The sequence below is a fragment of the Kribbella sp. NBC_01505 genome (assembly GCF_045040285.1).
Taxonomy (GTDB): Bacteria; Actinomycetota; Actinomycetes; order Propionibacteriales; family Kribbellaceae; genus Kribbella.
In genome coordinates this window covers 2,873,134-2,887,941 of the sequence record NZ_CP109425.1, presented here as the reverse complement: position 1 = coordinate 2,887,941, position 14,808 = coordinate 2,873,134, and the positions used below count along the sequence as shown (strand labels likewise).

The window sequence follows — 14,808 nt, the reverse complement described above, 5'->3', positions numbered from 1 at the left end:
GTGTCGGCTGCCCCGCGGCTGACTACGTCAGCGGCGGCCGATCCAGCCCCTGCGGTCTAGGTCGGCGGCGTCTGGTTGTACGGCGCCTGTCTCGTCGAAGACCATCCTGAGTCGCTCGGCGTCGTCGTACTGGGGCCAGCCGGGGACGCCGGTGATGGCGAACGGGGTGACGGCGTTGTACACGGTGGTCGCCAGTTGCTGCGGAGGGCTGTCGCCGTAGACCGGGCGACCTCGCCGGGGCGCGGATGGAGGCCAGGTCGTCGCGTCCAGGCCGTGGGGCCTGCACGGCCCACCTGCGCACCGGCGGCCTGGAAGCCGCGATCTGCCTGTGGCTGCTACCGGCACGACGTTGTTGGGCGGGTGGTTCGACCTGCGAGGAACCTTCCTGACTCTTGCCGACAATGACGACAGGACGGTATTAGTCGACTGACGGTTATCGGGCCGGCTCGAGCGGGGTGCGCCCGGGGATGGGGCTGGATGACGCATCCGCGGCTGCTTGCCATCGACGGCAATCCTGTCTTTTGCCTTGATGGATCGCTGGATCCTGGCGGTCCGCGGATCGCGGATCGCGACGCGATCCGCGAGACCTACGAGCGAGCTTTTCTTTGGGATGAGGCCTTCGCTGAGGGTTTGCGACCGCCACAGATTGGGGCAACGCTCAGCGTTCTGGGGTACTGGACGCGCGGCCCGACGGAGCCGGCGACGGTCGTCATGCCGACTGGGACAGGCAAGACGGACACGATGATTGCGGTGTTTGTTGCCGGGCAGTTGCAGCGTTTGCTGGTGGTCGTCCCGACGGATGCGTTACGAGAGCAGATTGCCGACAAGTTCCTCAGCCTAGGGATCCTGCCCTTGCGTCGTCTGGTGAAGGACTCAGCCCGAATGCCGGTCGTAGGTCGTGTCGAACGCGGATTCAAGTCGGTCAGCAGCGCACGAGAGTTCGCAGCCGTCTGCAATGTCGTGGTGGCGACTCCCAACGCGCTCGCGGCTTCCTCGGAGGAGGCCCGGACCGCTTTGCTGGCGGCGCACACCCACCTCTTCGTGGACGAGGCTCATCACATTGCGGCGAAGACGTGGAACCGGCTCCGTGAGATGTTCGGATCGAAGCCGGTTGTGCAGTTCACGGCCACGCCGTTTCGACGCGACCACCGGCGTCTGGGCGGACGGTCGGTCTACACCTTCAGCCTCAGGCAAGCGCAACGGCTGGGCATCTACTCGTCGATCGACTATCTGCCGGTCACGCCCAGGGCTGACACGGATCTGGCGATCGCACAGGTGGCGATTGCCCGACTTCGGGAAGACCTCGACTCGGGGTTCGACCATCTGATGATGGCGCGGGCTCGCAGCATCGCCGAGGCGACGCGATTGCACGCGCTCTACTGCGAGCTCGCGCCAGATTTGGAGCCTCAGCTACTCCACAGCAAGGTGGGGGCTGTCGCCCGCCGGTCAGCCTTCGCGACCATGGATGCGCGGACTTCACGGATCGTCGTCTGCGTGGACATGCTTGGAGAGGGGTATGACCTGCCGCAGTTGAAGGTCGCGGCTTTGCACGATGTGCATCGGAGCCTGGGCATCACGCTGCAATTCGTCGGTAGGTTTGCGAGGACGAGTGACTCGGTAGGACCTGCGTGTGTGGTGGCTCCCCGCCGGCCCGCGCGGCTCGATGAGAATCTGCGCCAGTTGTATCAGGAAGACGCAGACTGGAATCTGCTCATTCGCGATCTGAGCGAGGGGCAGGTTGCGGAGCAAGAGGCTGTCGACGAATTCGAGAGCGGGTTCGGCGACGAAGGCACAGCGCTGTCCGTTCGCAATGCGCTGCCGAAGATGAGCGCGGTGGTTTACCGCACTGAGTGCGACCACTGGAACCTCGCAGGTCTGGCCGAGCTCTTCACCCCCGAGGACTTGTTGACGGGCCAGTTCGTCGTCAATGCCGAATGGCACGTGCTGTGGTTCGTCACAGAGGACCGGCAGCCCGTCGTGTGGCAAGGTCTGGCGACCGTGGAGGACGTCTCACATGAGCTCTATGTCTTCTACTGGAACGAGGATCAGGGCCTGCTCTACATCAACTGTTCGGCGAACGACGGACACTATGAAGCCGAGGCTCAGGCGCTGTGCGGAGGAGGGGCGCGGTTGGTCCGGGGTACGGCTGTCTACCGCGCGATGGCGGCCCTGGAGCGTCGCGTCCCGACAACTGTCGGTCTACTGGACAGCCGGAATCGGTGGCGGCGTTTCACCAGCCACACGGGCGCGGATGTGTCGGAGGGGTTTCCGCAGGTCGAGGCTCAGACCAAGGCCCAGACGAACATCTTTGCCGTCGGCTACGAGGCTGGTCGCCGGGTGAGCGTTGGGGCATCGCGTAAGGGCCGGATTTGGAGCTATCAATCGGTTCCGACGCTCAAGCACTGGGTCGATTGGTGCGACGTCATGGGTGCACGGCTCATTGATGAGTCGATTGACATCGAGGCAGTGCTGGCAGGTTTCATCCGCCCGGAGATGCTCGACGCGTGGCCGGACTTGGTGGCTCTTGCCGTTGAGTGGCCGGTTGAGTTGGCACAGGTCGATCCCGACAGCACAGTCATCGAGCTTGGGGCCGATGCGGTGCCGCTGATCTTCGCCGAGTTGGCGATTGTGGAACATGTGACGGGCCCACCTCTGGTGGCGGTTCGCACGGACGGCTGGGAAGCGCAGTACAGGGTGGACATCGATCAAAACGGGATGGTCGTCACACCGGTCGGACCTGATCCTGTTGTGAGGCGTGCTCGGTCGAGTCAGACGCTGTCGAAGCTCTTGGGCCGGCGCGGGTTCCGGATCCTGCTCGAAGGCGACGCGGTAGTTGAGCAGCCGGGTGTGTTGTTGCGGCCGCGGCGGGATCTGTCGCCGTTCGATCCCGAGCGACTGCAGCCGGTCGGTTGGGAGGGCATCGACATTCGTCGCGAGTCACGTGGGCCGAGCAAGGACCCGGCGTGCGTCCAGGCCCGGGCGCTGGAGCACTTGCTGGAGGAGGCTTGGGATGTCGTTGTTGACGACGATGGCGCGGGCGAGGTAGCCGACCTTGTCGCGCTTCGCCGCTCGGGAGACGCTCTGGTCGTTCGGCTGGTGCACTGCAAGTACTCGTCGAAGAGCTCGCCTGGCAGCAGGGTGGATGACTTCTACGAGCTCTGCGGCCAGGCCCAGAAGAGTGCGCGGCACCGAGACGACCTGTATGCCATGGTGGAGCGGCTGATTCGGCGTGAGCAGCACAGATCTGCTGCAGGGCGCCGAACTGGAATCGAGCGCGGTTCCGTCAGCGATCTGTATCGCCTGGGCGATGAGCTTTCGCTCCTGACTGTCACGATCGAGATCGTGCTTGTCCAGCCAGGACTCAGCCAGAGCGCAGTGAGTGATTCGGTGCTGCACCTGCTGGCAAGCACCGAGATCTACGTCGGCGAGGTGGGTGCCGCAACGCTGTACGTCCATTGCAGCGAGTAGCTCACACCTGCGGCGATCGACGGGTCCGCGGCGAATGGCCAGTTCGCGCTCCCGACCCGTGTTTGATGGGCTTGTTGGAGCGGTCTTGGCAGGTGTGGTGACTGTTCTAGCAGTGCGTCTGACCATCCGTCATGAGCGTCGGCTCGCGACCGAGCAGCGATTGCAGGAAGCGTGTACACGTCTGCTCAGCGCCGTCACGGTGCTTCGACGCAGGATGTTGCATGCACCGGATGAGCAACTGTGGGATCGACCAGAGTTCCTGGAGTACGTCGCCGGGTGGCCGAGGTTCGGATGCGAGCAGCTCGCCAACATGCGCAGTTCGCACGGGTTGTCGAGTCGGTCGGGCAGGCGTATCTGTCCAGGCTGGAGGGTGGTGGAGGCGATCTGACCGCGGTGTATTCGGAGCTGGTCCTGGGCGATCTGAACACGATGACGCGGACGCTGGAGGCTTGGTTGCTGGATCCAGGGCGGTTCCGCAAGGGTGAGGCAATCGAGACGACCCTCCGAACAGGGACCGTCTACGCGAGACACGACATCTCTGCTGATGCCGACACGGTGATGGCCGCTGATCAATCGCCCGTACTGGACCGCGCTCCACGCGTCGTACGACACCGCATCCGCGAGCAGTAGCCCCGAACAGCGCGTGCCGACTCACTGAGGGCGACACGCGACGAGATGTGGGTGATCGCGGAGCGGGTTAGGTTGACTTCGCTTGGTTACCAGGGGGAGGGCGAAAATGGATATTGGTGAGCTCGCTGCGACGGGGGCGACGACGCTGGTTGCGGCGATGACAACGGGCGCCTGGGAACAGATACGCACACGGCTCGCGCGCCTACTTGGGCGCCGTGACGATGATGCGCAGCGTGAGTTGGAGTCGGATCTCGACGAGGCGCGGAAGCTGCTGGTGGGATCCACCGGCGAGGAGCTCACGGCGCTGGAGATCAAGGCCGAGTTGCGTGGCCGGCTGTCGCAATTCCTGCGCAGTAATCCTGATCTGGCGGCTGAGCTGGAGAGCCTGCTGGCTGAAGTTCAGAGCGGTGTTCCTGATGATGTGACACCCGTAGGCCAGTACGCGTTCGCAGATCGCGGTGCGGTTGTCATCCAAGCGGGCCGAGATGTGCGGGGGACGTCCCTGGGCGCGGACCGGGATCGCGAGAAGTGATCGAGAACATGGACAGTCAGGCATCCTTGGCCACGGCGTCTGATTCATCGGCCGGTCCATCGGTTCCGACAGTGGTTCAGTACGCCGACGCCTCCGGTGCTTCACGCGTCAACCAGGCTGGTCGAGACCTCTATGAACAACAGGTTCGGTGGCTTCCCGAGGTGGATATCAGCGCCGAGGTGGAGCGGACCGTCGCCGCATTCGTCGAGCCCAAGGGATATCGGCAGCCGGCAGATGCCTTCAACGATGGCCGCCAAGCTCTCGTGGTGCTCCGAGGGGCGAGGGGGAGCGGGCGACGTGCGAGTGCGTTGAGCCTGCTGGCGCGTTCCGGTGACGGAGTGACCGAGTGCTCGCAGGATTGGATCACAGGCCCGCAGGTTCCACTTCTCCCCCGTGCGCAGGATGGCCGGTACCTGCTGGATCTCACCGGGGAGGAGGACGTGCCGGCGACATTCGGCAGCCACCTCGGCTCGTATTCGGATGTGCTGGCCGGTCGCGATGCCCGAATGGTGATCCTCGTGACGCCGGAGTTGTGGCGCTCCTGTGAGCGGCACTGTCACACCTTCACGTTCGATCTCGAGACGCCTGAGCCCGAGGCAGTGCTGGTTGCCCACCTAGGGCAATCTGCGGAGCACCTCCGCTGGTACCAGGAAGAGCCTGCCCTGCGCGCACTTGTCGGCGAGACATCGCATGTCCGGGCCGAGGAGCTGGCAAGAATCATCACGGGCACTGCGGAGTTGAATGCGGCGGGTGCCTCGCGGGTCGCGGATGCTTTCAACCACTGGCTGGGCTATCTCGTCGAGCATCTCGGCCCGACTGTCAGCGAGAGCGAGGTTGCGCAGGCCGCCAAGATGCGGGAGCGGGCCACGCTCATCGCGGCCGCCGTGCTGGACGGGTCTCCGATCGGAGCGGTCCTGGCGGCCGCCGATGAGTTGCTCCACGAGCTCGGCGAAGCGCCGTCGTACCGTGAAATCCTCCTGGGCGATGGAGTGACCAGCCGCTTCGAAAAGCTTGAGATCGAGACTTCTCAAGGCAAGGTCGACCTGATGGGCCGTCACCCTGGACTCGACCGCGCGTTGCTTGCGTGGCTGTGGACGCAGCGATTGCCGATGCGACCGCGGATCCAGAGATGGATCGAGCGGATCACGGTCGACAGCAAGATCGCGGCCGGCCAGCTGGCCCGAGTGGCAGATGCACTTGTCGGGTTGGCCATCGACCAGCGTTCGCTGGAGATTCTCGGGACCGTTGAGGCGTGGGTGCAGAGCGGAGCACAGCACCGCCGCCTGGCAGTGTCGGTCCTCGAACGCCTAGCGGTAGACCCGGAGATCGGTTCCGAGGTACGGCGCCGACTCCGAAACTGGGCGATCAACAAGACGACCGGCCCCGAGCTCCTTGAGGCAGTGACGTCGGTCTGTGGTGGCCTACTTGGCCAAATGAACACGCCGGCCGCCTTGGCCAGGCTGAAGCTGCTCCTGGGGCGGCCAGAGGCCGCCGTACGCCGTGGGGCGAGTGATGCGTTGCAGAGCTTGGCGGATGAGCCGGCGATGGCCAAGGTAGTAGCCACCACAATGAGCAAATGGAGCGAGGATGCGGAGGACCACGCCGCACACCAGGCTGTCCTCTCCCTCGCTGATCCAGGCGAGGAAAACCGGCGTGCCAGGCAGATCGACGCTCTCCTGCGGGATCCGGTACGGTGCGCGACCTTGCAACGCAGTTGGTCGGCACAGCTCACGGCGGGGAACAGCGACGCGGTGGATCTGCTTCGGCGCTGGCTCGCATGTGTAGACGCGAAGGTCCTCGATCGTGAGGTCGTGATCGCAGCGCTCAAACCTGTTGCCGGCTCCCTGCGGGGTGAGCCGTTCAAGGACCTGTTCATGACGAGAAGAGATTTGAGCGCTCAGGAAGAGCTCTTTCGGGAGCTTTACGCGCCGAGGCCCCAACAGGTCGACAACTGAGTTCAAGTAGATGATCGACGTACTCGGTAGACGCCGCGCTCGGTTCGTCACGGTGCTGTCGTCAGACCTGCCTGGAGCAGTGTTCACTGCGACATTCGTCGCTCGCTGGCACCGGCCGGCGGCGCCGGCTGACGAGCCGAACGCTGTGTCAATCCGCGCGGCGCTTCGGGAGCGGGCCGAGGAGGTCGCGGTCGGCTATGCAGTCGACCGCCCGGACGCCGCGGCAGATGCGATCCGTCTCCGAGTTGAACATAAGCCGCTGGCCGTCGCCTCAGGGGCATCCGTGGAGGTCGAGATCTCGGTGAGCTTGTCGGTCGATGCGCAGAGCGCTCGGTTGCGGCAACAACGTCGCGAGGCCGAGCGCCGCCAAGCTACTCAGATCGCAGATATCCGGGATGAACTGGAGAGCCTGCGGCAGCAAGTGTTGAACGGTGGATCTGCCGCGCGCCTGTGGCTGCTCATGCGGTTCCCTGAGCTCGCCGGCCGGCACGATTTCGTCGATCTGTTGGTCGAGACGCTGGACGACCAACAGGCAGAAGGGCACGCGGTTGAGGACAGCGCGACGGCACTGACGGAGTTCACTGCGTGGTTGATCAACGAGGCGCGCCCAGGGGAGAGGGGCTTGGATTTGCTCGACAACTTCCTGGAGTACTGCGAGGCGCCGGAAGTGAGCAAGATGCTCCATGTACTGGCCGCGCGGACTAGCCCACCCGGGTGAACCGTCAGGTGTCACGCGGAGCAGTTCTTTGACGACAGAGATAGGGCGAGAGAAGCCGACGGATATGCCTCGTCCGATCGGGGACAGCGCACAACACTGCAGAACCCACTCGAACACATGGCCCGCAGCTCAGCACCGACCAGCGGAGGTCGTGATTACCGCGACGGCATCTGCGAAGTCGGTTGGGTAGCCGCTGGCGGCGGGGCCTTGGCGTCGTAGCCGTGCGGCATAGGAGGGCTGCCGTTGTTGGGGGAGGTCGGTGGTGGTCGTGCTGAGTGGTCGCAAGGTGATCCGGCGGTGCTTTGCTGTGGCTTCGCGCGGTGGAGACTTCGTCGTCATGGAGGGTGTTGCGCGTAGGTGGCGGTAGAGATCGCCGTAGTCGCGGATCATGCGGATCACGCGTTTCCGGGTGCCGATCCCGAGTCGTTGCGGGCCGGTGACCAGGTGAGGTGTTGCGGGTTCCAGGTTGCGTTGTTCGAGTTCTTCTCGAGTGTGGGGTCGATGAAGGCTGCGACGAGTTCTGCTGCGGTCTTGGCGGTGAAGGATTCGGCTAGTGGTACGCCTTTGGCCGCTTTGGGGTATGTCCGGGTCCAGTCGGCGGGGATGTCGAAGTGTCCGAACGGTTTGATGTTGCTGAGGTTCTGTTTGGCGGTGATTGCGAGCCGCAGCTCATGCAGGTCAACTCTCTGGGTGTGCGCGAGTACGACGAGGTCGACCAGGTCTTTGACGCGACTGCTGTGCTTGCCGCCGGGATAGTTGGTGTCCATGGTCGCGCAGACTTTGTCGGCGATCTGGTCGGCGGCGGGGTAGAGCCGGTAGGGGTGAGTGACGAGTGGTCGGCGCAGGTGGAGTCGGTTGGCCGGCTCGATCACTTCGGGTTGACCGATCGGAGGCGGTCCGACTACGACGTCGACCACGATGGTGTCGATCTGGTTGTCGTGGTCGACGTCGATGCAGGCAAAAACATAGCGCCGCGTCGCTACGCCGGGCTGGTTGTCTCCGAGGCCGGTGGGTGTGGAGCGGATGAGCCGGAACGTGAGATGGTCGCCGAGTTCCACGTCGACCAGTTCGGTCAGGGCTCTCTCGGCTTCGGCGAGATTGGGCGCTTGCTGAGCTGCGAGGTCTACGTCCTTGGTGGTGCGCGAACGGGGCACGCGGGCGAGCATGCTCATCCCGCCCTTGAGTAACCACTCGGACTGCTCGCCATGGGCGAAGACGCGAGAGAGGAACCGGTCGAAGCGGGCCTGCCGGATCTTGGCGTCGACGCTGGCAGCACTGACTCCGGGGCCGGCGTGTTGGGCAGCCTTTTTCGCGGCGTCCTTGATCGCCAGCTCCAGTGATCGCCAGTCGGTGTAACCTTCGTTCTCAGCCACGATCCCATCCTTCCGGGCTCACGCCGGCCAGTTCGAACAGGTCGTTTGCCAGAGAGCTGCCGTCACCCCTGCGCTGTGCTGCGATGGGGTCGAGGTAAGACGCGAACCGGATGGCTGCCACGAGCTTGTCGGCGCGCACCGCGTCACGGATGGCGCCGGCGACCAGGGACAGGTCGGTGCCGATTTCGACCAGATCTGCGAGGGTGCGCTCCACGGTTAGGGTGGGGAGTCCGTCGACGGGGATCACTTCGTCACGGCTCAGTTGCCGGATGCGCAGCTGAACCCCGGGAAGCCGGGTTCCTTTACGTGCAGGCACCATGAAGTCGAGGCCGTCGAGGAAGAAGTCACCGACATCGTGGACGATCGCCGCCGTGATGCCTGCCCCTACGACCGATGCGACCCCGGTCCTGGTACGAGGTGCGGTCGCTCCACCCAGTGCCAGCCAGGTCGCGTAGATCGCCTCGTGATCCTGTGGTGGTGCTCCGGCCATGCGGTACACGCCCTGCGCTATACGCTCAATCGCGCCGGCTGAAGCCATCCGGGAGAGCTGCTTGCGGGAGACACCGGCATCCTCGGCCTGAGCAGTGGTGATCAGACCCCACCGGTGCTCCGCGATGGAGCCGAGCCGCACCAGCGTTGCATCAGACATGACAACTATTGTACCCAATTTCGGGTACAAATGTTGTCAGTCCCGAGTCGGTGGCTTGGCGACTCGCATCGTGCGGACCAGCTGTCAGAGCAGTTCATCGACGGGGTCCGGCGGTTTCGCCGATCAACCGCTCCGCGCAGAGACCAACGAACTTGGCCTGGCCCAGACATGGAGACCTGGAAGAGCTAATTGCGGCCTTATCTGCAACACGCTACAGATACTCGCGGGCGTGCCGGAGGCGATCCGAACAGCGCATCTAGGTCACACCGCGCAGGTCAACCGTCGCAACGGCACTGACGCCAGAGACGAAGTCCTGTTTGACCGATCATTGGCCGAGCTGCGGGCCGCAAAAAGTACGCTCCAAAGTACGGAAAGCGAGAGCTCCCCAGTGATCTCTGACGAGCCGATCTGAGCCCCAAAGGATCCAGTCAATCGTGCTCTGACCAGGCAGTTCATAGCGAGACGGCTCTCTGACCAGGCATTATGTCGAGAACTCTTGAATAATGAGAAGGTCGTCGGTTCGATTCCGACAGGCGGCTCCACCAAGAAGCCCAGGTCACAGCAGATGTGACCTGGGCTTCTGCCTGCTTCGGCTGCTTCCCGGCGGACTCCTCGGAGCCCGTCTTACTCGCCGGTCTCCTCGCATCCTCAGCGTCCAGCGGTCTCGCGGTCTCGCATCCTGGCAACATAGTCGCGTGAGTCTCGGTGAGGATCGCGACAGCGCCGGTGTAGACCTGCGTCGTGAGCTGTCCGAGCTCCGGGCCGAGCGAGACCGGCTGCGGGTCGAGAACTTGCGGCTGTCGCGTCTGCTGGAGCTGCGAGGCCAGGACACCACGCCCGCGGCCGAGCAACTCGCGGCTCCTGTGTGGCCCGGCGGGTTGGTGTCGATGGCAGGCTCGACGCCGCAGCAGAAGCTTGCCCTCTACCTGGACCTCTTCCGTGCCAGGAGCGATACGTATGCAAAGCGCTGGGAGGACCCGCGTACAGGAAAGAAGGGATGGATGCCCGTAGCAGCGGGAGGCTGGCGTAGGGGTATGACTCGCGCGACCGCCCGTCTGCTCCCGCTGACCCCAGACGTCGTCGCGGAGCATCTGGCAGCACAGTCGCGGCAGGACCTGTTCATCGGCCTGTACCCGATGCTCCCGAACAACACCTGCTGGTGGCTGGCTGCGGACTTCGACGGCAAGACCGCGATGCTCGATGCCCTGGCGTACGTCAAGGCCGCCCGGAGTGCAGGCGTCCCCGCTGCGCTAGAGATCTCCCAGTCCGGTGCCGGGGCACATGTGTGGATCTTCTTTACCGAGGCAGTCCCAGCACAGACGGCGCGCGCGGTGGGGACCGCGCTGATCCACGAGGCCATCCTCCAGCGTGGCGCCATGAGCCTAGGTTCCTATGACCGTCTGTTCCCAAGTCAGGACGTGCTGCCCGGCTCCGGCCCTGGCAACCAGATCGCCGCTCCGCTTCACGGCAACCGTCGCAGGAGCGGGCTGACGCTCTTCCTCGACCCGGCCACGCTGGAACCGTACGAAGATCAGTGGGCATTCCTCTCGACGCTTGACCGGCTCACGCCGGGTGATGCCGCGCGTCTCGGGCGTCGCGCGCCGCCGTCGGCCGCGACGTCACGACCCTGGCACGAGCTGAATCCACCAAGGTCCACCCGCCCATGCCGCCGGTCGTGCGCGCCGAACTCGCTGCTGGTCTGGTCCTGGACGCAACCGCACTCCCGCCAGCTGCTCTCGCGACTTTCAAGCATGCGGCATCGATGGCGAACCCGAAGTTCTACGAGCTACAACGGCTTCGCAAGTCCACCTGGGACACCCCGCGGTTCGTCACCGGCTACAACCTGGCCCTGGACGAGAAACTTTGTCCTGCCTCGCGGACTCAGGCACCTGGTCACCGGCATTGTCGAGAGCAGTGGCGCTCGTCTCGACGTCACTGACAACCGAACCTCGGGAGCGGAGATCGACGTCGCTCTCATCGGCGAGCTCACCGACCGGCAGGCCGTGGCAGTCGGTGAGTTGCTCGCGCATGATGACGGCGTCCTGGTCGCCCCGCCAGGATCGGGCAAGACCGTCATGGCGTGCGCGGTCATCGCCGAACGAGCGGTGTCCACACTGATCCTGGTCGATCGCAAAGCCCTCGCCGACCAGTGGCGGACCCGGCTGACCGAGTTCCTCGGCCTCAAACCAGGACAGCTTGGTGGCGGACGGAGCAAGCTGACAGGGATCGTCGACGTCGCCATGCTGCCTACCCTGGCCAGGCACGACGACGTCGCGACCCTGACTGCCGGATACGGGCAGATCATCATCGACGAAGCTCACCATGTCGCCGCAGCGGCCTACGACCACTCGGTCAAGAAGATCGCGGCCCGCTACTGGCTCGGTCTGACCGCCACCCCCGACCGCCGTGACGGTCTCGGCGAGCTTCTGCGCTGGCAGCTCGGACCAGTCCGGCACACGATGACGGACGAGATACCCGGGACGCTGGCTGAAGCAGTTGGCGCTAGTGCGGGACCGGCACGAGTGCTGCACTTGCACGAGACCATCTTCACCGCGGCAGACATCGATCAGGATGCCCCGTCACCCATTGCCGAGGCGCACCGGGCACTCACCGTGGATGTAGATCGCAACGAGCAGATTCTCGAGGACGTCCACGCCGCTCTCACCCGGGGGCGTAACTGCCTCGTCCTGACCCGCCGGGTAGCCCATCTCGAAACGCTGACTTCGCTCCTGGCCGGTCGCGGCCACGCACCACTTGTGCTCCAGGGCGGCATGCCGGCCAAGGAGCGGCGTGCAATCGTCGAACGACTCGCCGACGCCAGGGCCGGAGACGGTGTCCTGGTTCTGGGTACTACGCCGTTCGTGGGCGAGGGGTTCGATGCACCCGCCCTGGATACCCTGTTCATCGCAGCGCCGATCTCCTTCGACGGACTCCTGCTCCAGTGTGCCGGGCGAGTCGTCCGGCCCGCTCCCGGCAAGACCGTCGCCGAGGTCCACGACTACCACGACCCACTCGTCCCGATGCTGGCAGCCTCGCTCCAACGACGCATGCCCGGGTACAAGCGGCTGCACTTCGAGCGGGCCTGAATGCGAGACCGCGGCACGAGGCGAGCCGCCCGGCCAGGCAGCGAGCAGGAAGAGCGTAATATTGCGTGTTACGCTTTGGGTGTGGCCAACATGCGCTTCAGTATCTCGACGGACCCGCAGGTTCATGCTGCGGTGAAGGCCCACGCCGACACCGCTGGCATGGACGTTTCGGGTTACATGATTGCGGCCGCCATGGCCCAGATGGCAGCCGACGACGCTGCGGCGGCGGTTTTCGCCCCGCTCGACAGCGACAACGCTGCCGCGCTGGACGAGGCCGCGACACTCGAGGCTCCCAGCCTGCCTGCCTTCGAAGACCTGACGGCCGAGGAGCAAGCCCAGGTCAGCAGGATTCTCGCCTCAGCGCTCGGTTCGGACCGAGCCGACGTCGCGTGACCGGACGGACTGTCGTCTACGACACCGGCATGCTCCTTGCGATGCTGAGTGGCGATGCAGTGGCGTTGACCTTGCACCATGGACTGCGAACGGCACTGCACAGGCCCATCATCATCGGTCCGGTCCTGGCGCAGGCACGGCGACCGGAACCCAAGACGGCGCACGCCTTCAGCGGATACCTGAAGGACTGCACAGTTCCGCAGGCACGGGGCTCGGCGGCACCGATGCAAGGGAAAGCCGCCACCACCGTGGAGTGCGTGGCCTGCGCGAAGACCGGAACCCTGGACTCGTATCAGCGGGCTGGGGCCATGCTTGCCAAAGCCCTGTTGCCGGGCAAGAAGCGCCCCGACGCTGTTGACGCTCTCGTCGTGGTGACCGCAGCCCTGCATGTCCCCGCCCAGATTCTCACCACCGATCCCGGCGACCTGACCGCCTACGCCGCAACCCTCAATCACGCCGACATCAGGATCGAACGCATCTGATCGTTGCCGCCTCCCGGCGGGAGGCGGTCAGACTGCTTTCATGAGTTTCCAGTCGTTCGAGGGTGCCGCCGAGCTGTATCCGGACCTGGTTGCCGCGGGCAGCCTCGTTGCCGCGCTGGAGCAGACGGCCGGCGGGCTGGGTGTTGAGCTGGGAGAAGTACGCGGTCCGAGCTCCGACACGGCGACGGTCTCCGGCGGTGCGGCCGGCCGCGGCTCCTACTCGGTCTGCCTATGCGCTGTGGAACGATGGGTCATCGTCGATGGCTGGAGTCGAGGCGTCTGCCTCATCGGCGGCAAGACGAAGGACCTCCAGGCAGTGACCCAGGCCGCAGCTGCTTGGCGAGCCGGTGCGACTCTGCGGGAACTGCGAGACCGCTGTCCTTTCGTCAGCTTCAGCGAGCTTTCTGAGGCTCATGAGCGTGGTCCTGCTGACGCCGTCGCGGTGGAGTGGCGTCTCCTCCGCAGGAGGATGCAGGAGGGCTTCTCGTTCCCGGGAGCCCGTGAACTGGTGGAAGCCGCTTATGTCGAGCCGAAGCTCAGGCAGCTCTTCCCCTTCACCAGCCACTGGTCCCTCCACTTCACCACCTGCACCGGGTACCCGTACACCCGGGTCATACCGTTCGTCGATCCACTACGTGACGGGACCTACCAGGTGTACGACGCCAAGCTGGGAACGGTGATCGGCCGGGCCGACACCGCTGAGCAGGCCATCGCGCTCGTGCTCCGCCATCTACCCCCGGACCTCGGCCCAGCCGTCGCAGGCACCGCCGAAGACCTGGCCGGCTCATAGCCGTCCTAGCTCAACCCGCGTGAATGAGGAGTACGTCATCGAGATCGAGTTTCGGATGGTGATGGACGAGCGGGCGCTGTCGAGCTCGGTCTCAGCTGGACGGCCGTCGGCGGTGTGATTGACTTTCTTCCACCAGGAGGTCTGCCCTGTCGGATGAGGAGTTCGTCATCGAGATCGAGTTTCGGGTTGTGAAGCCGGCTGGGGATCGGGCGCGGCGGAAGGTGACCCAGCTCCGGCTCGTGGGCACGACGGACGCCTACGGCGAGATCGAGATCTGGGTCGGGTCGGGGGTAGCGACCGTGACCGGGGTCGGAGTGCCCGGCGTTGAGATTCGGCATCCGGGGAAGTTCGAGTCGGACCTGTTGCCGATCGATGAGCAGACCGTACTCGCAGTCGACGGCGTACCGGCTGTGTTGATGCCCGGATCGGGGCGGAGCAAGACTGATCGGGCGGCGCGGATCGAATTGAACGAGCGGAAGTACACACTCATCGCGACCGAACGAAGTACCGAAGAGCTTCGAGGCGCCGACGGTACGACGTTGGTTCGGGTCTACCGGCCGTTTGGGCTGAAGCCGAGCACGGTCAGCACGTCCACCAACGCAGACGCCACTGATCTGGCCGTCGGCCTCGCCTTGCTCGCGCTGGATCCCACCAAGCTGACCACGACCCGAGCAGCTCTTAAAGGCGTGTTCAACAAGGTGTTCAACTCAGGTACCGGCGAACCAGGTTGAG

General features: G+C 64.9%; 13 protein-coding genes. 10 read left to right on the top strand and 3 right to left on the bottom strand.

Annotation, left to right across the window (positions count from 1 at the left end; all coding sequences use genetic code 11):
* Positions 1-27: 27 nt before the first annotated feature.
* A complete protein-coding gene (locus tag OG474_RS13515; RefSeq protein WP_405062617.1) occupies positions 28-183 on the bottom strand; it encodes a hypothetical protein in 156 nt (51 codons plus the stop codon).
* A gap of 294 nt (positions 184-477) precedes the next feature.
* Between OG474_RS13515 and OG474_RS13510 the strand changes: the two genes are divergently transcribed.
* The 5 genes from OG474_RS13510 (at position 478) to OG474_RS13490 (ending at position 7,303) form a co-directional block, all read left to right on the top strand.
* Positions 478-3,468, top strand: coding sequence for a DEAD/DEAH box helicase (locus OG474_RS13510; protein WP_405062616.1), 2,991 nt, complete (start codon positions 478-480; stop codon positions 3,466-3,468).
* Positions 3,469-3,759: 291 nt separating this feature from the next.
* The gene (locus OG474_RS13505; RefSeq protein ID WP_405062615.1) at positions 3,760-4,098 is read left to right on the top strand and encodes a hypothetical protein; all 339 of its coding nucleotides are present in this window, start codon (positions 3,760-3,762) and stop codon (positions 4,096-4,098) included.
* Between the two features lie 106 nt (positions 4,099-4,204).
* Positions 4,205-4,630: a hypothetical protein gene (locus tag OG474_RS13500; protein ID WP_405062614.1), complete on the top strand. Its 426-nt coding sequence runs from the start codon at positions 4,205-4,207 to the stop codon at positions 4,628-4,630.
* A gap of 161 nt (positions 4,631-4,791) precedes the next feature.
* Positions 4,792-6,585, top strand: a complete 1,794-nt coding sequence (locus tag OG474_RS13495; RefSeq protein ID WP_405062613.1) for a hypothetical protein — start codon at positions 4,792-4,794, stop codon at positions 6,583-6,585.
* Between the two features lie 10 nt (positions 6,586-6,595).
* A complete protein-coding gene (locus tag OG474_RS13490; RefSeq protein ID WP_405062612.1) occupies positions 6,596-7,303 on the top strand; it encodes a hypothetical protein in 708 nt (235 codons plus the stop codon).
* Between the two features lie 395 nt (positions 7,304-7,698).
* Here the strand turns inward: OG474_RS13490 and OG474_RS13485 are convergent, their stop codons facing one another.
* Positions 7,699-8,676, bottom strand: coding sequence for a nucleotidyl transferase AbiEii/AbiGii toxin family protein (locus OG474_RS13485; protein ID WP_405062611.1), 978 nt, complete (start codon positions 8,674-8,676; stop codon positions 7,699-7,701).
* Positions 8,669-9,325, bottom strand: coding sequence for a type IV toxin-antitoxin system AbiEi family antitoxin domain-containing protein (locus OG474_RS13480; protein WP_405062610.1), 657 nt, complete (start codon positions 9,323-9,325; stop codon positions 8,669-8,671). Before OG474_RS13480 ends, OG474_RS13485 begins: the two co-directional genes overlap by 8 nt.
* Positions 9,326-10,020: 695 nt before the next feature.
* On the opposite strand from OG474_RS13480, the gene OG474_RS13475 reads away from it, so the two are divergent.
* The 5 genes from OG474_RS13475 to OG474_RS13455 all read left to right on the top strand — a co-directional run bounded on the left by OG474_RS13475 (position 10,021) and on the right by OG474_RS13455 (position 14,807).
* Positions 10,021-12,411, top strand: coding sequence for a TOTE conflict system archaeo-eukaryotic primase domain-containing protein (locus tag OG474_RS13475; RefSeq protein ID WP_405062609.1), 2,391 nt, complete (start codon positions 10,021-10,023; stop codon positions 12,409-12,411).
* Positions 12,412-12,492: 81 nt separating this feature from the next.
* The gene (locus OG474_RS13470; RefSeq protein WP_405062608.1) at positions 12,493-12,804 is read left to right on the top strand and encodes a hypothetical protein; all 312 of its coding nucleotides are present in this window, start codon (positions 12,493-12,495) and stop codon (positions 12,802-12,804) included.
* Complete coding sequence (locus OG474_RS13465; protein ID WP_405062607.1) at positions 12,801-13,286, top strand: hypothetical protein; 486 nt, start codon at positions 12,801-12,803, stop codon at positions 13,284-13,286. Before OG474_RS13470 ends, OG474_RS13465 begins: the two co-directional genes overlap by 4 nt.
* A gap of 40 nt (positions 13,287-13,326) precedes the next feature.
* Complete coding sequence (locus OG474_RS13460) at positions 13,327-14,076, top strand: DUF6193 family natural product biosynthesis protein (protein ID WP_405062606.1); 750 nt, start codon at positions 13,327-13,329, stop codon at positions 14,074-14,076.
* A 188-nt stretch (positions 14,077-14,264) separates the two neighbouring features.
* Entirely contained in the window at positions 14,265-14,807 is a 543-nt protein-coding gene (locus tag OG474_RS13455) for a hypothetical protein (protein ID WP_405062605.1), read from the top strand.
* Position 14,808: the final 1 nt, after the last annotated feature.